Origin of the sequence: Pseudomonas sp. MEJ108 (assembly GCF_030208985.1) — a bacterium.
GTDB lineage: Bacteria > Pseudomonadota > Gammaproteobacteria > Pseudomonadales > Pseudomonadaceae > Aquipseudomonas > Aquipseudomonas fragariae.
The window spans coordinates 73,899-94,551 of the sequence record NZ_JARVSW010000004.1 but is presented as its reverse complement, the minus strand read 5'-3'; the positions used below and the strand labels follow the sequence as shown (position 1 = coordinate 94,551).

Here is a 20,653-nt window from a genome sequence, read left to right as displayed (position 1 = left end):
TTGTAGTCAGTCGTTCATGCCGGTCTAGCGTTTTTTCTTGCGCCACACATCAATCAACACTGCGAACACGATGATCAGGCCCTTGGCGACCTGCTGGTAATAGGAGGACACGCCGAGCAGGTTCAGGCCGTTGTTGATCACGCCGATCAGCAGTGCGCCAAACAGTGTGCCAACGATGCTGCCAGTACCGCCCGACAGGCTCGTGCCGCCGATGACCACTGCTGCGATGGCGTCCAGTTCGTAGGACATGCCGGCCTGGGGCAGGGCGGAGGTGGTTCTGGCGGACAGCACTACGCCTGCCAGTCCGGCGAGCAGCCCGGAAACCACGTACACCGAAAACATCACCTTGCGCACACCGATACCGGAGGTGCGTGCGCTCTTTTCGTTGCCGCCGACGGCGTACACGTAACGGCCGTAGGTGGTGTAGCGCAGTACCATCCAGAAAATCAGCGCGACCACCGCGAAGATAATGATCGGCACACCAATCGGGCCGATCCGGCCGATGCCCAGCGCCAGGTATTCTTCGGGCAGGTCGGTCACCGGGCTGCCGTCGTTGAGGATGAAGGTCATGCCGCGGGCGATACTGAGCATGCCCAGGGTGGCCACAAACGGTGGAATCGAAAGATTGGCGACCATGAAGCCATTGACTACGCCGAGCATGGCGCCGGCAAACATGCCTGCGCTGACCGCCGCCAGCAGGCCATAGCCCTGGGTCGCGACCAGTGCGCTGCACAATCCGGCGAACGCCAGAATCGAGCCGACGGAAAGGTCGATGCCCTTGGTCAGGATCACGTAGGTCATGCCGACCGCGAGAATGCCGTTGATCGAGGTCTGGCGCAGGATGTCCATCCAGTTGCGCCAGGTCATGAAATATTCGCTGGCAAAAGCCAGTACCAGGCACAACAGAATAAACACCAACGGCAGACCGAAACGGTCGAGAGACAGGCGCAGGCGGCTGCGTGGAGACGTGGAAGCTGGGGCGATAATGGTTTTTGCATTCATGAGGCAAGACTCAACAGGACTTCCTGGGAAAGATCGGCATCGCTGCTGATGGTCACCAGCCTGCCACCCTTGAACACGGCGATTCGGTCACTCAGGCGCAACAGTTCCGGCGCTTCCGAAGAGACCACGATGGCGGCTCCGCCAGCGCGTACGAACTGATCCAGCAGGTGATAGATTTCCTGCTTGGCGCCTTCGTCGATGCCCCGGGTCGGTTCGTCGCAGAGCAGGCACACCGGCTCGGTCGACAGGCATTTGGCGAGGACGACCTTCTGTTGGTTGCCACCGCTCATCGACGCGACGGGCAGATCCAGAGAAGTCGTCTTGATCTGCAGGCGCTTGACCATGTCTTCGGCCAGTTTGTGCTCCTTGCGGGCATCGATCAGCGACCAGTTCGACAACTGCCGGTAGGCCGACAGTGCGATGTTGGACAGGATGCTGCCATTAAGTACCAGGCCGCTGTCCTTGCGGTCTTCGGTGACCAGTGAGACGCCCGCGCGAATAGTCGCTTTGGGCAGGCCGACCGGCAGCAGCTTGCCTTGCAGGGTGACGCTGCCTGAATCCGGTATGGTCAAGCCATACAGGCAGTTGAGAAACTCGCTGCGACCCGAGCCCATCAGTCCATAGATGCCGAGAATTTCACCGTGACGCACGTGCAGGCTGATGTCTTCGAATTCGCCGGTGCGACTCAGGCCTTCGACATTAAGGCAGCATTCGGCGGCGCATTCGCGACCTACCTTATGATCGATACGCTGTAACTCCTGGCCGACGATGCCGCGTACCAGGTGTGCCCGGTCGATATCGGCCATACGTCCGCTTTCGACAAAGGCGCCATCGCGGAAGATGCTGTAATCGTCGGCAATCTGCGCCAGCTCGCTGAGGCGGTGGGAGACGTAGATGATGCCCGCACCCCGGGCAGCAAGCCGGCGGATGGCTTTGAACAGGGTTTGTGCCTCACGCTCGCCGATGGCCGAAGTGGGCTCGTCCATGATCATTACCGAACAGTCATGGCTAAAGGCCTTGGCGATTTCCACCAGTTGTATCTGCGCCACGCTCAGCAAATGCATGGGGCTGGTGGCGTCGACATCGAATTCCAGCTCGTCCAGCAGTGCCCGGGTGCGTCGGTTCAGTTCCTTGCTGTCGACAATGCACCCGGCCCGACGTGGCTCGCGGCCCAGCCAGATGTTCTCGGCGACGGTCATGAAGGGGATGGGTTCCAGCTCTTGGGTGATCATCGCAATGCCGGCTGCCAGGGCATCGCCGGGACGACTGAACTGCACCGGCTCGCCGTTGAGCAGGATGGTCCCCGCATCGCGCTGGGTGATGCCCATCAGAATGCTCAGGAAAGTGGACTTGCCCGCGCCATTGCCGCCGCACAGAGCGTGCACGCTCCCGGCTCGTAACGAGAGACGCCCGTCACGCAGGGCGGGGATGCCAGCGTAAGCCTTGGTGACGTGTTCAGCCTGGAGCAGTAATGGCTTGGCCATTGGCGTGTCCTCGTGCTGTGAATTCTTATTAGGTGCTGATGCGTTGCTCAGTGAACATATGTGTATCAAATGAAATTCTGATCAGTCAATCTGTTTCCTATAAAAGTTTTGGAGTGTCGCGCTGGAGCCTGCCCTGCGGTCGTTCTGAGCTTTGGTTCAGTATTCACTGGAAAACTTGCTTGACAGAACCCGGCTAATGTTTCAGAAATGGCTGATCGGAATTTCACCGATTGAACATTTGGTCAAATAATAAGACCCCCGGCAGTGGAGCCTGATGCCATGAACACACCTTTCCCGGTGGCTATCGGATGTGATGAAGCGGGTTATGAACTCAAGGAATTATTGAAGCGCCATATCGAGTCGCTGGGTTATCCGGTGACCGATTTCGGTACTCATTCCGCGGCACCGGTGCTTTACCCGGACATCGCCCTGGCCGTGGCCACAGCGATCAACGCCGGACAGCAGCGGCTTGGCGTGCTGGTCTGCGGGACCGGAATAGGCATGGCCATCTCCGCCAACAAGGTCTTCGGCATTCGTGCGGCCCAGGCCCACGATACCTATTCGGCCGAGCGGGCACGCAAGAGCAACGATGCGCAAATTCTTTCCATCGGTGCACGGGTGATCGGCACGGAACTGGCGAAAAGCATCGTCAAATCGTTCCTGGAGTCGGAGTTCGAAGCCGCGCGCTCCGGCGCCAAGGTCGAGCGCATCAACGCGATAGAGCGTGACGGGCATCAATAGTCAGTGGACGGGACAGGGCGGGAGTAGGGAGAATGTGCCTTTGACGCCGAAACGGAAGCCCGTCCACATGAGTGACAGTACCCAGCGCATGGCCAGCGACATCGATCTGATGACTGAAGTCGCGATGCTCTATTACCTTGAGAACGTCACTCAGGAAGCCATCGCCAAACGCTTCGACCTGTCGCGCGCAAAAGTCAGCCGACTGCTCAAACGCGCACGCGATGAAGGGATTGTCGAAGTACGGGTGCTGCAGCACCCGGCGATGAACAACGAGCTGGAACTGGCGCTCGTCGAGCGCTTTCAGCTGGACAGGGCGTTGATTGCAGTCGACCACAGCGACCCGGATACCCAGCGCTCGGCGGTCGCCAGCCTGGTTGCCAATTACCTGAACAAGACCCTGGGCGACGGCATGATCGTCGCCGTGGGCATGGGCCGCAATGTGGGTGCGGTTGCGGACAATGTGTTCCTGCCGGTGACGCGCAACTGCACATTTGTCTGCGCAATCGGCGGTTCGCTGAAGGCGGGCGAGTACATGAACCCCGACCACATCTGCCGCCGTCTGGCGCTGCGTTTTGGTGGTGAAAGCGAAAGCCTGTACGCCCCGGCGCTGGTCGCCAACCCTGAACTGCGCAGTATTCTGATCAGCAACGACACCGTGCGCTCGACGCTTGACCGCGCGCGGCGTGCCGACATGGCGCTGATCGGCATCGGTGACATGAGCGAGAACAGCAACATGGTGCGCATGGGCTGGTTCTCCCCGCAGGAAATCGCCCAGGCCAGGCTGTCCGGCACGGTGGGTGACATGATGGGCTATGACTTCATCGACATTCATGGCCAGCCTGCGGTCAATGCCATACAGGGCAGGGTGATCGGTCTTACCGTGCAGGAATTGTTTCGTATCCCGGATGTAGTGGCCATCGCCAGTGAAAACACCAAGGCGGCCGCCACGCTGGGTGCCTTGCGCTCAGGCGTGATCAACACCCTGGCAACCACCGTCACCAACGCCCACACCATCCTTGCCCTGGATGACGCGACACGCAAAAACTGACACTACGGGCTAAATCCGTGGTCGAAGGCGTCGCGGCGCAAGACTGGATAACAATAAAGGGCAAGGAAGATGATTCTCAAAGTGACCGGTATCGTCATCGCTATACTCAGCCTCATTCTGCTGTTCATGGGTGCGCAACTGGTGGCTGCCGGCGGTTCACCGGCCTACTCGATGATCGCCCTGGGTTTGCTGGCCACAGCAACCCTGGTATTCCTGAAAAGAAAGTCGGCACTTACCCTGTATGCGGTGATGATGTGGGGGATTCTGCTCTGGATCATCTATGAAGCCGGCCTGGATAAATGGCAGTGGATTCCTCGTGGCGATCTGTTTGCACTGATCGGCCTGTGGCTGGCCATGCCCTGGGTCGTGCGGCCGCTTTATCAAGCGCGATCGAGCACCGATAAGCGTCGTTTTCATCCGTTGCTGGGCGGTACGCTTGGCGTAATGCTGCTGATCGTGATTGCGCTGATGTTTCACGATCCGTACCCGCAGCAAGGGCGGATCGACAGCGTGGCGACCGCCCGCAGCGCCGAGTCGGCAGGCAGTGACTGGGCTGCATATGGCGGTAGCAACGCGGGCCAGCGCTTTTCCAGCCTCGATCAGATCACCCCGGACAACGTCGGCAAACTGTCGGTGGCCTGGGAATACCACACCGGCGACCTGCGTGATGAGGACAAGGACGCTGGCGAGTACACCTTTGAAGCGACGCCCCTCAAGATCAACGACCGGGTGTACGTGTGCACGCCTCATAACGAAGTGCATGCACTGAACCCGCAGACCGGGCAACTGGCGTGGAAATACACCCCCGAGAAAAAACGCTCGTATTTGCAGCAGCACCAGACCTGCCGTGGCGTCAGCTATTATTCAGCGGCCTCCAGCTCTGCGGGTCAGCCACAACAGCCGGCTCAATGTGCCAAACGCATCATCACCGCGACTGCAGATGCCAGGCTGGTAGCGCTTGATGCTGACACCGGCAACCTGTGCAGCGACTTCGGCAGCGGCGGGGTGATCGACTTGAGCGTCAACATGGGCACGATCCGCCCGCACGCGCTGATGCAGACCTCCGCGCCACTGATTGCCGGCGAACTGATCGTGATCGGCAGCTCGATCATGGATAACGGTTATAACGACGGCAACCCGTCCGGGGTGATTCGCGCCTACGACGTCATCACCGGCCGGCTGGTATGGAACTTCGATCCGCAAAACCCGGACAACACCCAGCCGATAGCGGCTGACCAGAACTATCCGCAAGATACGCCGGTCGCTTGGGCGACCCTGAGCTCCGATGTCAAAAACGGTCTGGTGTACGTCCCGTTTGGCAACGCTTCGCCCGACGAAACCGGCACCCGGCGTAACCCCGACAGCAACACCGAGAAGTTTCGCGATGCACTGGTGGCTCTCGACCTGAAGAGCGGCGCGCTGCGCTGGAAATTCCAGACCTCGAACAATGACCTTTGGGATCGCGACAACCCATCGCAGCCCTCACTGCTGGATCTGGGAAAAGACGGTAGCCGCCAGCCTGCCCTGGTGTTGCCGACCAAAGTAGGCAACATCTTTGTGCTTGACCGACTGACGGGCGAGCCGATCGTGCCTGTCGATCAGGTCAGTGTGCGCACCGCGGGCGGTGTTGAAGGCGAGCGCTTTGCACCCACCCAGCCGGTCTCGCGACTTAACTTCATCCCGCCGGTGTTGACCGAGAAGTCCATGTGGGGCGTTACGCCTTTTGACCAGATGGCTTGCCGGATCGCGTACAACACCCTTCGTTATGACGGTAACCCTTGGACACCGGCCACCGAGTCGGGATCGCTGATCTATCCCGGCAACATAGGCGTGTTCAACTGGGGTTCGGTGGCCGTGGACCCTGACCGCCAGTTGCTGATCGCCGCACCGGTGCGCCTGGCGTATGTCTACAACCTGATCAAGCGCCCCGCGCAGGCCCGGGAAAAACGCCTGTTCACTCAGGAGGGCAAGCCCTACTGGAACGAGAACTTCGACGGTGACTATGCCATCCGTATTTCCAGATTCGCCTCGAGCCTTGGCATTCCGTGCACAGCGCCACCGTGGGGGACCATGGCCGGGGTCGATCTGACAACTGGCAAGACCCAATGGATGCGCCGGGTCGGCACCACCAAAAACCTCAAGACCAGCTTCATGCAGGAACGTTTTCCGGTCGGTTTTCCCATGGGCATGGTCGCCCATGGCGGTCCGATGGTGACGGCAGGCGGATTGGCCTTTCACGGCGCGACGGCGGATAACTTTTTCCGTGCCTATGACGTCAATAACGGCGAAATGCTCTGGGAATATGAGTTGCCCGCGGGTGGTCAATCCATTCCTTCGACGTATACCGGCAACGACGGCAAGCAGTACGTGGTCATTGCTGCCGGCGGTCACGGATCGCTTGGTACGACATTGGGCGACAGCGTGATTGCCTTCCGGGTTGATTGAACGCAGAAGCGTCTGTGCGAGAGGGCCTTTAGTGGCCCTTTTTCTTGGCGCGTATCGCTGCAGTTCATTCACCAGGGCACAGGCGCTTCAATCACCTGCCATCCAGCGCGCCAGGCCATGTCGTCCGCTGACGCCCAGCTTGGCGGTGGCGCGTTTGAGGTAGGTTTCCACCGAACTGTTCTTGACCTTGAGGCGCTGCGCCATTTCAGCCACGGTGCCGCCGGTCAGCAGGCCCAGGCAGACTTCCTGTTCGCGTGCTGACAGTGTCACCGAGCCCTGTGCGAGCCTGCCACTGAAGGCCTGATCCAGCGAGCCCGGCTCCGGCTCGAGGCGCGTGGCATTGTGGCTGGACTGAGCAAGGCTCTGCGCGTGGTGCTCGACCAGCGGCAACAGCGTGTCGGAGAGGCTCTTGAGCAAGGACAACTCTGTCAGGGAAAACGCCCGCAACGCGGTCAGTCGATAAAAACAGATGATCAGCCGACGTTCACCGTGGCTGGACACCAGATTGCACTGGTGGGTGTTGTGCTGAGGGTGTTGCGCGCTCAGCGGAGTCTTGAGCTGAATCAACAACGGGTCCTGCATGTGCAGAATGCTGGATAGCAGAGGATGGTCGATGGCCTCGCTGCCGGGAGGGTCATGCTTCAGGCCCGCGCTGCCCAGCGGATTGATACGACTGATGCTGCTCTCGCGCAGGTCCAGCGTCCATTCACTGAGGCCAAGCCCGTGAATGGGCACCAGCGAATCCACCAATTGCAGCATGTGCCCGGCAAAGGTCTCGTCGCCCGTACTGGACACCAGTTTGGCCAGTTGCAGATAGAAGCGTGGGTCGTCGTGGTACTCGAAATGTTGCGCCGTGTTCATCTTGAGCTTTCCTGATTCCGACCGCGCAAAAACGGACCATGTCGACTGCTGCGCGGCAACTACTGATTGCACTTACTGATAAGCCTGATGATGGCACTTGGTCTCCGGGTATTCAGCCTAACCTTTCATCCTGCGTCTGTAACAAAAAACAGGGACAGGATTGCAATGCGCTGAAAGTGTATCTGCGGTGGCATTTGGCCGTACGGCACTGTCCGGGTTAAAGGGGCCATACACAGGTGGGACGGCAGTGCTTAATCCGCTGCCTACCCGCCAAGAAGGACCTTGAGCCATGCTCGCCACCAGCGCCGCAACCTACCCATTGACCGCTGCTCAGCGCGACGTCTGGCTTGATCAGATCAGTCGCGGTGACTCCCCGCTTTATAACATCGGCGGCTACCTGCAACTGTCTGGAGCGGTCGACCCGGTGACGCTGCACAAGGCGCTGGAGCAACTGGTTTGCGCACATGAAGTGCTGCGCACGGTCCTGATGCCCGGTGCCGGAGCGGATGGCATGCCGCTTCAGTCATACGCGGCTTGCTTGCCGGTGTCCTTGCCGTTGCACGACGTCAGCGGTTATCCCGAGCCGGAACAGGCAGCGCGAGCACTGATCAATGACAACATGCGCCGCCCGTACGTGCTCGATGGCAGCCCGTTGCTCGACTTCTGCCTGATCCGTCTGGCTGATGACCGCTACTGGCTGGCAGGCCAGGCCCACCATCTGATTCTCGATGGCTGGGGTTTTGGGCAATTGTTCAAGTCTCTTGGCGAGCTTTACAGCGCATTGATGGCAGGCAAAGACCTTGAGCTGGTTGCACCGGGGTATAGCGCCTTCATTGCAGACGATGCACGGTATCAGGCGTCAGAACGCTATTCGCTGGACAGGGCCTATTGGCTGGAAAAATACCGTGATCTGCCTGAGCCGTTGCTGGTGTCGCGCTATCACAACCGCCGGGCGACGGACCCGGCGCCATCCCACGCCTGGGTGCAGCCGCTTCCGGGCACCTTGCATGCGCGCATGAAACAATTCGCCGAGCGCCACAACGCGTCTGCGTTTCATGTACTGCTGGCGGTTCTGCATGTCTATTTCGCGCGCACGGCGCAACGCGACGAGTGGATTGTCGGGCTGCCGCTGCTCAATCGCAGTGGCGCGCGCTTCAAGGCGACGCTGGGTCACTTCGCTCAGGTCAGTGCCGTGCGCATGGCCTTCGACGACGGGCTGGACTTCGCTGCCTTGGTGGTCGAAGTGCGCGACGCACTGAAACGTGACTTCCGTCATCAGCGCTTCCCCTTGAGCGAGCTCAATCGCAGCCTCGAATTGTCACGTGAGGGAAGGGCGCAACTGTTCGAAGTGTCGGTGTCCTACGAGCTGGAAGACCATGGTTACTGCTACACCGATGCGCAGGCGCAGACTGTAAAAGTGTCCAATGGCTACGAGGCGACGCCGCTGGCCGTGCACTTGCGCAGCAACAGTTGCAACGACGAAGCCTCACTGCACCTGGTTCACCACCGTGCCTGGATCGAAGATGACGAGGCCCAGGCGATTGCCGGGCGTTTGCTGCACATTCTGGAGCAGGGGCTGGAAAACCCGGCACTGAAGATTCAGGACTTCCACCTGTCAGTACCTGCCGAACAATTGCAGCTAACAGCCTGGAACCAGACTGAACGCGTTACGGGCGACGAGCAACTGATTCATCGACGCATCGAACAACAGGCCCGTACTCGCCCCTATGCCGTGGCGGCGATTTTTCAGGGGCAACACCTGACCTACGCGCAACTCAACCGCCAGGCCAATGCCCTGGCTCAGCGTCTGATCTACCAGGGCGTACGTCCCGACGATCGCGTGGCAATCGTTTCGCGCCGTGGTCTGGAAACCCTGGTAGGGCTGCTGGCCATTCTCAAGGCGGGGGCGGCTTATGTGCCCATCGATCCGTCGCACCCGCGCGAACGCCTGCACTATCTGCTCAGTGACAGTGCACCGGTGGTGGTGCTGACCCTGTCTTCGCTGATCAAGCGTCTGCCGCCGCTGGCAGTGCCACTGATCGAGCTGGACCACTGCATCGACGGCCAGGGCGCCGAGAACAATCCGCAGGTAGCGGGGCTGAGCAGCGACAATCTGGTTTACGTCATTTACACATCCGGCTCCACTGGCCAGCCCAAGGGCGTGATGGTGGAGCATCGAACCCTGGCCAATCTGGTTGACTGGCACTGCCAGGCTTTCGATGTGAAGGCGAGCAGTCATACCTCGTGCCTGGCCGGCTTCGGTTTTGATGCGATGGCCTGGGAGGTCTGGCCGACCCTGTGCGCTGGCGCAACCCTGCACCTGGCACCGGTCCAGGAAAGTGGCGAGGACATTGAAGCCATGCTCGACTGGTGGCGCGCCCAACCGCTGGACGTGAGCTTTCTGCCCACCCCGGTGGCCGAGTATGCGTTCAGCCAGAGCCAGGACCATCCGACCTTGCGCACCCTGCTGATCGGCGGCGATCGCCTGCGGCAGTTCACTCACAACCGCCGTTATACCGTGGTCAACAACTATGGTCCGACCGAAACCACCGTTGTCGCTACCTCCGGTCAAGTGCTGGCCAACGGCTCGCTGCACATTGGCGGCCCCATCGCCAACACCCGTGTTTACGTACTCGATGAGCACTTGCAAGCGATGCCCGTCGGTGTTCCCGGTGAGCTTTACATTGGCGGTGAGGGTGTTGCGCGGGGCTATCTGAACCAGCCGCAACTCACCGACGAGCGCTTTGTTGTCGACCCGTTCAGCGATATGCCGCAGGCGCGCATGTACCGCAGTGGCGATCTGGTGCGCTGGAACCGCGACGGTAGCCTGGATTACCTGGGGCGTAACGACGACCAGGTGAAGATTCGTGGCATGCGCATCGAGCTGGGCGAAATCGAGGCGGTGCTGGCCAGTCTGGACGGCGTGAAAGACGCAGTCGTGCTGGTTCGCGATCTCCATCTGCTGGCCTGGTTCACTGAAACCTCCACGGTCGACATCGACACGCTGGCACCGGCAATGCGCGCACGCCTGCCGGGCTACATGGTGCCGCGCGCGTTTACCCGGCTGGCGTCGCTGCCATTGACGGCCAACGGCAAACTTGATCGTCGTGCGCTGCCTGATCCGGACCCGGCGTACCTGCTCGGCAACGCTTATGAAGCACCGCAGGGCGAAGTGGAAATCGCCATGGCGGCCATCTGGGCGCAGGTGCTGGGCATCCAGCGCGTAGGGCGGAAAGACAACTTTTTCGAACTGGGCGGCCATTCCCTGCTGGCCGTCAATCTGGTGGAGCAACTGCGCAAGGCCGGACTCAAGGCGGATGTGCATGTGCTGCTCAGCCAGCCGACACTGGCCGCTCTGGCGGCATGCCAGGCGGACGTCAGCACCTTCAAGGTGCCGACAAACCTTATTCCGGCAGGCTGCAAGCAGATCACTCCGGGCATGTTGAGTCTGGTGTCGCTTGAACAGTCAGCCATCGATCGCATCGTCGCCAGCGTGCCGGGTGGTGCTGCCAATGTGCAGGAGATCTACCCGCTGGCACCGTTGCAGGAAGGCATTCTCTATCACCACCTGACCGCAGAACAGGGCGATCCCTATCTGCTGCAATGGCGTCTGGCGTTCGACACGCCAGAGCGCCTGTACAGTTGGGCCGCAGCCTTGCAGGAAGTCATCGACCGCCACGATATCCTGCGCACCTCGGTGGTGTGGCAAGGGCTGGAAAGCCCGCAACAGGTGGTCTGGCGTAACGCCGAGCTGACGGTACAGGCCATCGAGTTCGAAGCCGAAGACCCCGAATCGACCGTTATCGATCGCCTGCAACGCCAGTTCGACGCCCGTCATCATCGACTGGATCTGACTCAGGCTCCCTTGATGCGTCTGGTGCATGCCCAGCAATCGTCGAGCGGCGAAACCGTTGCCATTCTGCTCTTTCATCACCTGGTGCTGGATAACACTGCGATGGAGATCGTCAGCCGCGAGATGCAGGCGTTGCTGTTCGGTCACCGCTATGACCTGAAGACGCCGGTGCCGTATCGCAATTACGTGGCGCAAGTACGCCTGGCCAATGACGAGGCAAGCCACACAGCGTTTTTCACTGAAATGCTCGGTGACGTCGACGAGCCAACCCTGCCTTTCGGCATACAGGACGTGCACGTCGGCGGCAGTGACATCGAAGAGGAGCGACGTGCTCTGGACCCTGAACTGGCCCTGCGGCTGCGCGAGCAGGCACGCCTGCTCGGGGTGAGCGCTGCAAGTCTGATGCACGTTGTATGGGCGCGGGTTCTGGGCGTACTTGCCAATCGTCGCGACGTGGTGTTCGGCACTGTGTTGCTGGGACGCATGGGTGGTGAGGGCGCTGATCGGGCGCTCGGTGTTTTTATCAATACCTTGCCGCTGCGCGTGGATACAGCGCTGGACACTCGTTCAGCCGTCAAGGCGGTTCACGCCAGGCTGTCTGCGTTGATCGCTCACGAGCAGGCTTCGCTGGTACTCGCTCAGGGTTGCAGCGCGGTGGCTTCAGGTTCACCGCTGTTCAGTGCGTTGCTCAATTATCGTCACAGCGCTGAGGTAAAACCGCAGGACGGCGAGGGGCTCTGGCAAGGCGTGCGGGTGCTCGGTGGTGATGTACGCAGCAACTATCCGCTGACCCTTTGTGTGGACGATCTGGGCGAAGGTTTCGACCTGCATATGCTGGCGCAGCAGGGTATGGGTGCCGAGCGTATCACTGGCTGGGTGCTCAACACGCTGGAGCATCTGCTGGACACGCTGGAACAGGCGCTGCCGCTGCGGCTGGAAAACGTTCCGATTCTTGACGCGGCAGAGCGCAACCATCTGTTGCTCGATTTCAACGGCAGCGAGCAGCCGTTCCCGCAAGACTGCACCGTCAACGCGTTGATCGAAGCGCAGGCTGCCAGCCAGCCGCACAGCCCTGCGGTGATTCAGGGGGGGCATGTACTGACCTACGCTCAGCTCAACGAGCGCGCCAATCGCCTGGCCCATCATCTGATTGGCCTGGGCGTCAAAACCGATGAACGCATCGCCCTGTGCCTGCACCGTGGTCCCGCACGCCTGGTTGCCATGTTGGCGGTGCTCAAGGCCGGTGCGGCCTACGTGCCGGTCGACCCGGTCTATCCGGCCGAGCGTATTGCCTACCTGCTGCAGGACAGTACGCCTCGCGTGGTTCTGACTGAAAACTCGACCCACGATCTGGCCGGCGATACTGAACGGGTGAACATCGAGCAGGCGGACTGGCTGGGTTCTTCCGGCAATAACCCCTGCGTTGCGGGCCTTGATGCGCAAAAACTGGCTTATGTTATCTACACCTCCGGCTCCACCGGCCAGCCCAAGGGCGTCATGGTCGAGCACTGCACGCTGGTCAATCTGGTGCACTGGCATTGCCAGGCGTTCGCTCTGCAGGCTGGCAGTCATACGGCGAGCGTGGCCGGTTTCGGCTTCGATGCGATGGCCTGGGAAGTGTGGCCAGCGCTGTGTGCCGGTGCGGTGCTGCATCTGCCACCGGCCGAGGTCGGCAACGAGCACGTCGATGAGTTGCTCGACTGGTGGCTGGAACAGCCACTTCAGGTCGGTTTCCTGCCGACCCCGGTGGCCGAACAGGCCTTCAGACGCCCGCGCCAGCACCCGACGTTGCGCACGCTGCTGATCGGTGGCGACCGTTTGCGTCAGTTCGACAGCGACCCTGGCTTCTCCGTGATCAACAACTACGGCCCGACTGAAACCACTGTGGTGGCGACCTCTGGTGCCGTGCAGCCGTGCGGGCCGTTGCATATCGGCGGCCCGATCGCCAACACTCGCGTGTATGTGCTGGACGAGCAGTTGCAGCCGGTGCCGGTGGGTGTCATCGGCGAGCTGTATATCGGTGGCGCGGGGGTTGCCCGTGGGTATCTGAATCGTCCGCAAATGACCGAAGAGCGTTTTATCGCCGACCCGTTCAGCGCCGCAACGCAGGCGCGCCTGTATCGCAGTGGCGATCTGGTGCGCTGGAATGCCGATGGCAGCCTCGACTACCTGGGACGCAATGACGACCAGGTGAAAATCCGCGGCATGCGCATCGAACTGGGCGAAATCGAGACGGCGCTGGCCAGTCAGGCCGAGGTGCAGGACGCCGTGGTGCTGGTGCGCGGTGAACGTTTGCTGGCCTGGTTCACCGAAAGCGCGCCCGTCGAACCCGAAGCGCTGCGCGAGGCGTTGCGTGCACGTCTTCCCGCACACATGGTGCCGCTGGCCTTCACACGCCTGGACGCGCTGCCGCTGACCAGCCATGGCAAGCTCGACCGCCGGGCCTTGCCGGACCCTGAGCTGGAAGCGCTGACCAGCCAGGCCTACGCGGCACCCGTGGGTGAAACAGAGATCCTCATGGCTGATCTCTGGGCGCACGTGCTTGGCCTGGAAAAAGTCGGCCGGCATGACAACTTCTTTGAACTGGGCGGCCATTCGCTGCTGGCGGTCAGTCTGGTCGAGCGCCTGCGCAATGCCGGGCTCAGCGTCGATGTACGCGTCCTGCTCGGTCAGCCGACCGTCGCCGCGCTGGCCGCATCGGTGGGCAAAGGGCGTGAAATCCCGACGCCGCTCAATCGCGTTCCGGCGGGCTGCACATACATCACGCCGGACCTGCTGAGCCTGTCACAGCTCGACCAGACGACCATTGAGCGCATTGTCGCCACAGTGCCTGGCGGCGCGGCCAATGTTCAGGAAATCTACCCGCTGGCGCCCCTGCAGGAAGGCATCCTCTATCACCATCTGACTGCCGAGCAGGGCGACCCGTACTTGCTGCAATTGCGCATGAACGTCGACAGTCAGGAGCGTCTTGAGGCGGTGGCCGCTGCCTTGCGCGAAGTCATCGCCCGGCACGACAGTCTGCGTACGGCGATCGTCTGGGATGGGCTGGAGACGCCGCAACAGGTGGTCTGGCGCCAGGCGGATCTGCTTGTCGAGCGTGTGCCAATGGCGCAAATCGACACCCCGGCGGGTTCGGCACGCATGGACTTGAGCTGTGCGCCGCTGATCCGTCTGGCCTACTGCCCGGACGCGACCGGTCCTGGCCTGTCGGCAACACTGCTGTTCCATCACATTGTGGTGGACGCCACTGCGCTGGAAGTCATGCGTGAGGAAATGCTCGCCCATCTGCGCGGCGAGCCGGGTCCGACGCAGCCCGCCGTGCCGTATCGCAACTATGTGGCCCAGGCGCGTCTGGGTGTCAGCGAAGCGGAGCATGAGGCGTATTTCCGCGAGCAACTGGGCGATATAGACGAGCCGACATTGCCATTCGATCTGCGCGATGTGCAGGGTGACGGTCATTGCATCGAGGAAGCCCCGCAGATGCTGCCCGATGCGTTGCTACAGCGCCTGCGCACTCAGGCGCGGCAACTGGGTGTCAGCGTCGCCAGCCTGTTGCATCTGGCGTGGGCGCGGGTTCTGGGCGCGGCCACCGGCAATGACCGCGTGGTATTCGGCACCGTGCTGCTGGGTCGTCTGCAGGGCGGTGCGGGTGCTGATCGTGGCATGGGGATGTTCATCAATACGCTGCCGCTGCGGGTCGATCTGGGCAACATCAGCGTACGCGACGGAGCACGCGACACGCATGCCCGACTGGCGGCACTGCTTGGCCATGAGCACGCATCCCTGGCTCAGGCACAGCGCTGGAGCGGGGTGGCAGCGCCATTGCCGTTGTTCAGTGCAATCCTCAACTATCGACACGCCGCAGGCCAGGCGCAACAGGATGCGCAGCTCGACGCATGGCAAGGCCTGGAAATTCTGACCAGCGAGAAGCACACCAACTACCCGTTGAGCCTCAACGTCGACGACCTGGGCGACAGCCTGCGCCTGAGCGTTACCGTGCCACCCCGGGTAGGGGCGCAACGTATCTGTGCTTATGTGCAGCAGACGCTGACGGCCATGCTTGACGCCCTTGAAGGCCAGCCGGATCTGCCGGTGCAGCATCTCTCGGTACTCGGCGCTGAAGAGCTACAGCGCTCGCTCGTCGACTTCAACGCCACGGCGATCCATCACGATCTTCAGCAAACCCTGCACGGACTGTTCGAAGCCCAGGCAGTACGCACGCCGCAGGCAATTGCCCTGCGCGCCGGACGTGCGCAATTGAGCTATCGCCAGCTCAACGAGCAGGCCAACTGCCTGGCGCATCACCTGATCGATCTGGGCGTGCGGCCTGATCAACGGGTAGCGATCTGTGTCGAGCGCGGCCTGTCGATGGTGATCGGGCTGCTGGCGATCCTCAAGGCCGGTGGCGCTTACGTACCACTGGATCCGGGTTACCCGCGCGAGCGTTTGCAGTACATGGTCAAGGACAGCACGCCGGTCGCCTTGCTGGTACAGGGCAGTACCCGTGATCTGCTCGACGACGAGCACGCGCTGCGGATCGATCTGGACAGCGTGACCTGGGACGCGCAGCGTGATCAGAATCCGCGTGTTCCCGGCCTGACGGCAGAGCATCTGGCGTATGTGATTTACACCTCGGGTTCCACCGGCACGCCGAAAGGGGTGATGGTCGAGCACCGTAATGTCAGCAACCTGGTGCAGTGGAGCTCGGTGTTGTGCCCACCTGCCTCGGGCACGGTCTTGCTGCAAAAGACCCCGATCAGCTTCGACGCCTCGGTCTGGGAGATCTTCTGGCCCCTGAGCAGCGGTATTCCACTGGTGCTGGCCCGCCCTGACGGCCAGCGCGATCCTGCCTACCTGGCGCAAGTGATTCAGGAGCGCCAGGTCAGCGTGGTGCAGTTCGTTCCTGCGCTGTTACAGCAGTTCCTCGATCTGCCGCAGAGCAGCGCGTGCAGCAGCTTGACCGACGTTGTCTGCGGGGGCGGTGAGCTGACCGTGGAGATGGCCGCGCAGCTGCGCAAACGTTTGCCGGAGGTGCGCCTGCACAACGTGTATGGCCCGACCGAAACCACAGTCGATTGCAGTGTCTGGACGCTGCAACCCGACCAAGCCGTGCCGGACATTGCCCTGCCTATCGGGCGTCCGATCAGCAACACACGGCTGTATGTGCTCGACGCTTATGACCAGCCCGTACCGCAGGGGGTTATCGGCCAGCTGCATATCGGCGGTGCCGGGGTGACGCGTGGCTATCTGAACCTGCCGAAGACCGATGCCGAACGTTTTATCGACAGCCCTTTCGTAGCAGGCGACCGCCTGTACCGCAGTGGTGATCTGGTACGCCAGCGGGCAGACGGCAACCTCAAGTTCCTTGGCCGCAATGACGATCAGGTGAAGATCCACGGATTACGCATCGAACCGGGCGATATTCAGGCCTGCCTGATCAGCCATCCGGGCATCGAACAGGCCATCGTGCTGGTGCGCGACGAGCAACCGGGCGGGCAACGGCTGGTGGCCTATTACACCGGCACACAGTTGCCGGTCGAGACCTTGCGTGAAGTGCTGCGTGCGCAGTTGCCGGATTACATGGTGCCCGCACTGTTCGTGCATCTGGACGCCATGCCGCTGAGCCCCAACGGCAAGCTGGATCGCAAGGCGCTGCCTGCGCCCGGGCAGGATGCGCTCCTGACCCGCCCTTATGAAGCACCGCAAGGCGAAACCGAAGTCTTGCTGGCCAGGCTCTGGAGCGAACTGCTCGGGGTCGGGCAGGTAGGCCGTCACGACAACTTTTTCGAGCTGGGCGGTCATTCGCTGCTGGCGGTGAGCCTGACTGCGCGCCTGCGCCAGGAAGGCATCGAGGCCGACGTCCGGGCGCTTTTCGAACAACCTACGCTGGCGGGCTACGCAGCCATCACAGAGAACATGGAGATTACCCTGTGAGCATCAACGAACTCTTGGCGACACTCAAAGCTCACGAAATCCACCTGACGGTCAAGGACGGTCAACTGGTGGTGCAGGGCAATCGCCGTGCCTTGACCGATAACGGCTTGCTGGAGCATCTGCGTGAGCATAAGCCGGCGCTGATCGAGCTCATCGAACAAGGCGATTATCAGAACGGCAAGCGTGGTGCACCGGCATTGCCAGACAACGGCATCGAGCAGGGTTGCGAGCGAATCACCCCTGAAATGTTGACGCTGGTGAAGCTTGATCAGGCGGCTATCGACCTGTTGATGGACGCGATACCGGGAGGTGCCGCGAATGTCCAGGACATCTACCCGCTGGCGCCGCTGCAGCAAGGCATTCTTTATCACCACGTCAGCGCCACCCAAGGCGATCCCTATGTCATGCAGGTGCAATTCGCCTTTTCTGATCAGGCGCGTCGGGACGCGTTCGCCGAGGCGCTGCAAAGCGTCATCACCCGGCATGACATTCTGCGCACCTCAGTACACTGGAAGGGGCTGGAAACCCCGGTGCAGGTGGTCTGGCGCCACGCTGAACTGAAAGTCGACAGCTCGCCGCTCGCGGCAGACCTGACGATGGATCTGGGCCAGGCCCCGCTGATGCGCCTGGTCTGCCATGCACCCGTAGCAGGCCAGCGGGTCGAGGCTACGCTGCTGTTCCACCACATTGCCATGGACCATAGCGCTCTTGAGGTCGTGCGCCATGAGGTCCAGGCCTGTCTGTCGGGACAAGCCGAAATGCTGGGCGTGCCGGTACCGTTTCGCAACTATGTCGGGCAAGCGCTGCTGGGTGTCAGCGAGGCTCAGCATGAAGCGTTTTTCCGCGAGATGCTGGGTGATCTCGACGAACCGACGCTGGCCTACGGTCTGCAGGATTTGAGCGGTGAGGGCGATGCAATCGAAGAACACAGCATCACCCTCGATCAGCAATTGTGTCAGCGCCTGCGCGCTCAGTCGCGAACCCTGGGCATCAGTGTCGCCAGCCTGTTCCACCTGGGCTGGGCACGGGTGCTGGCGGGCCTCGCCGGACAGTCGCGGGTTGTGTTCGGCACCGTGCTGATGGGGCGCCTGCTGGGTGCCGAAGCCACAGAGCGGGCGCTGGGTATCTTCATCAACACCTTGCCGCTGCGCCTCGATCTGGACGAGCAGGGCGTGCAAGCCGCAGTGCGCGCCACCCACCAGCGCCTGACCGCGCTGATGCGCCACGAACACGCACCGCTGGCACTGGCGCAGCGCTGCAGTGGGGTAAAAGCGCCGACGCCGTTGTTCAACGCATTGCTCAACTACCGCCACAGCGCGCCGGCGCAGGCGTCCGGTGAAACATGGCAAGGCATTGAGGTGCTGCAGGCTCAGGAGCGCAGCAATTATCCGCTGGTGCTGAGCGTCGATGATCTGGGCGAAGCCTTTGGCTTGACGGCACAGGCCACCGCAGGCATCGACCCGCACAATATTTGCGCCTATATGCAATGGACCATGGAAAGCGTGGTCGATGCGCTGGAGCAGACGCCACAGATGCCGGTCGATCAGCTTGATATCGTGCCCGCCAGCGAGCGTGCGCGATTGCTGCTGGACTTCAATGACCGACGTGCCGACTACGAACGCAGACTGACGATTCATCAGCGCATCGAGCAACTGGCAGAGCAGCAGCCTGATGCTGTTGCCGCACAGGTAGGTGCACAACACCTGAGCTACCGCGAGCTGAACGCGCGCGCCAATGCGCTCGCTCATCATTTGATCGGTCTTGACGTACAACCCGATGACCGCGTGGCGGTGGTGGCACGACGCAGCCTGGAGACGCTGGTCGGCTTGCTGGCGGTGCTCAAGGCCGGTGCGGGCTATGTGCCGGTCGATCCGGCGCACCCGGACGAGCGCATTGCCTATCTGCTCGGCGACAGCGCGCCGGTTGCGGTGTTGGCTCAACCGGCCTTTGTCGAACGCCTGCAAGGGTTGGGTTTGGCGGGATTGAACACACCGCTGATCGAACTGGACCTGGCAAGCTGGCCAGAGCAGCAAGACAACCCTCACATCGACGCGCTCGATTCGACCCATCTCGCCTACGTGATCTACACCTCGGGTTCGACCGGCCAGCCCAAGGGCGTAATGGTCGAACATCGCACGCTGAACAATCTGATCGACTGGCACCGTGAGGCCTTCGATCTGCGTGCGGGCAGTCATACCGCCAGCGTGGCGGGCTTCGGGTTCGACGCCATGGCCTGGGAAATCTGGCCAGCCTTGTGCGCCGGGGCGACGCTGCACCTGCCACCGGCCGAGATCGGCAATGAACAGCTCGATGCGCTGCTTGACTGGTGGATCGCCCAGCCATTGCAGGTCGCTTTTCTGCCCACACCCGTGGCCGAATACGCCTTCAGTCGCAATCTGCGTCATCCAACCCTGCGCACGCTGCTGATCGGCGGTGACCGGCTGCGCCAGTTCCATCGCGATCCAGGCTTTGCGGTGATCAACAATTATGGTCCCACCGAAGCCACAGTGGTCGCCACCTCCGGTCGTTTATTGCCCGATGGCAGTCTGGATATCGGCAAGCCGGTCGCCAACACGTCGATTTATCTGCTTGATGAGCGCCAACAGCTGGTCCCGCTCGGGGTGCCGGGTGAGCTGTATATCGGTGGCGACAGTGTGGCCCGCGGTTACCTGAATCAGCCGCAACTGACTGCCGAACGCTTTGTGCATGACCCGTTCGCCGGGCAACCACAGGCGCGCATGTACCGCACCGGCGATCTGGCGCGCTGGAATGCCGATGGCACCCTGGAATACCTGGGTCGTAACGACGATCAGGTGAAAGTTCGCGGGGTGCGTATCGAGCTGGGTGAGATCGAAAACCAGTTCAGCCAGTTGCCGGGTATCGAGGAAGCACTGGTGCTTGCTCGCGAGGACGAACCGGGGCAACCGCGGCTGGTGGGTTACTTCACTGAACGCGCAGGCGCTGCTTCCAGCACCGTGGAGCAATTGCGTACCGCGCTGCTGGCCCGTCTGCCGGGTTATATGGTGCCCGGCGCATTGGTACGCCTGGAAAGCTGGCCGCTGACGGCCAACGGCAAGGTCGACCGCCGTGCCTTGCCGGTACCCGATCGCACCGCGTTGTCGACCGGCGAATACCAGGCCCCGCAAGGCGATCTGGAGAGCGCACTGGCCCTGATCTGGAGCGAATTGCTGCAGGTCGAGCGCGTAGGGCGTCATGATCGTTTCTTCGAGCTGGGCGGTCATTCGTTGCTGGCAATGCGTATGGTTTCTCAGGTGCGTCAGCGCC

8 protein-coding genes (1 of these 8 running past the window's edge) are annotated in these 20,653 nt (G+C 61.6%); 5 read left to right on the top strand and 3 right to left on the bottom strand.

Annotation, left to right across the window (positions count from 1 at the left end; all coding sequences use genetic code 11):
* Window positions 1-24 precede the first annotated feature (24 nt).
* Both QRN50_RS01510 and QRN50_RS01505 read right to left on the bottom strand, forming a co-directional pair.
* Window positions 25-1,002, bottom strand: a complete 978-nt coding sequence (locus QRN50_RS01510) for an ABC transporter permease (RefSeq protein WP_003317694.1) — start codon at window positions 1,000-1,002, stop codon at window positions 25-27.
* Window positions 999-2,486, bottom strand: a complete 1,488-nt coding sequence (locus QRN50_RS01505; protein ID WP_011267784.1) for a sugar ABC transporter ATP-binding protein — start codon at window positions 2,484-2,486, stop codon at window positions 999-1,001. The genes QRN50_RS01510 and QRN50_RS01505 overlap by 4 nt, the downstream gene beginning before the upstream one ends.
* 279 nt (window positions 2,487-2,765) lie before the next feature.
* Here QRN50_RS01505 and rpiB point away from each other — a divergent pair, with 279 nt between their 5' ends.
* The 3 genes from rpiB to QRN50_RS01490 all read left to right on the top strand — a co-directional run bounded on the left by rpiB (window position 2,766) and on the right by QRN50_RS01490 (window position 6,720).
* Entirely contained in the window at window positions 2,766-3,227 is a 462-nt protein-coding gene (gene rpiB, locus QRN50_RS01500) for a ribose 5-phosphate isomerase B (RefSeq protein WP_003402606.1), read from the top strand.
* Between the two features lie 67 nt (window positions 3,228-3,294).
* Complete coding sequence (locus QRN50_RS01495; protein WP_003369595.1) at window positions 3,295-4,275, top strand: sugar-binding transcriptional regulator; 981 nt, start codon at window positions 3,295-3,297, stop codon at window positions 4,273-4,275.
* A 69-nt stretch (window positions 4,276-4,344) separates the two neighbouring features.
* The gene (locus tag QRN50_RS01490; protein ID WP_024641577.1) at window positions 4,345-6,720 is read left to right on the top strand and encodes a glucose/quinate/shikimate family membrane-bound PQQ-dependent dehydrogenase; all 2,376 of its coding nucleotides are present in this window, start codon (window positions 4,345-4,347) and stop codon (window positions 6,718-6,720) included.
* Between the two features lie 87 nt (window positions 6,721-6,807).
* Here the strand turns inward: QRN50_RS01490 and QRN50_RS01485 are convergent, their stop codons facing one another.
* Window positions 6,808-7,581, bottom strand: coding sequence for a helix-turn-helix transcriptional regulator (locus QRN50_RS01485; RefSeq protein ID WP_024641576.1), 774 nt, complete (start codon window positions 7,579-7,581; stop codon window positions 6,808-6,810).
* A gap of 289 nt (window positions 7,582-7,870) precedes the next feature.
* Between QRN50_RS01485 and QRN50_RS01480 the strand changes: the two genes are divergently transcribed.
* Together QRN50_RS01480 and QRN50_RS01475 are read left to right on the top strand one after the other, a co-directional pair.
* Window positions 7,871-17,368, top strand: a complete 9,498-nt coding sequence (locus tag QRN50_RS01480; RefSeq protein WP_096126741.1) for a non-ribosomal peptide synthetase — start codon at window positions 7,871-7,873, stop codon at window positions 17,366-17,368.
* Window positions 17,365-20,653 carry the beginning of a non-ribosomal peptide synthetase gene (locus QRN50_RS01475; protein ID WP_096126740.1) on the top strand. 14,492 nt of this gene lie beyond the right edge of the window, so the window shows 3,289 of its 17,781 coding nt (coding positions 1-3,289); its start codon is at window positions 17,365-17,367; the stop codon falls past the right edge of the window. The genes QRN50_RS01480 and QRN50_RS01475 overlap by 4 nt, the downstream gene beginning before the upstream one ends.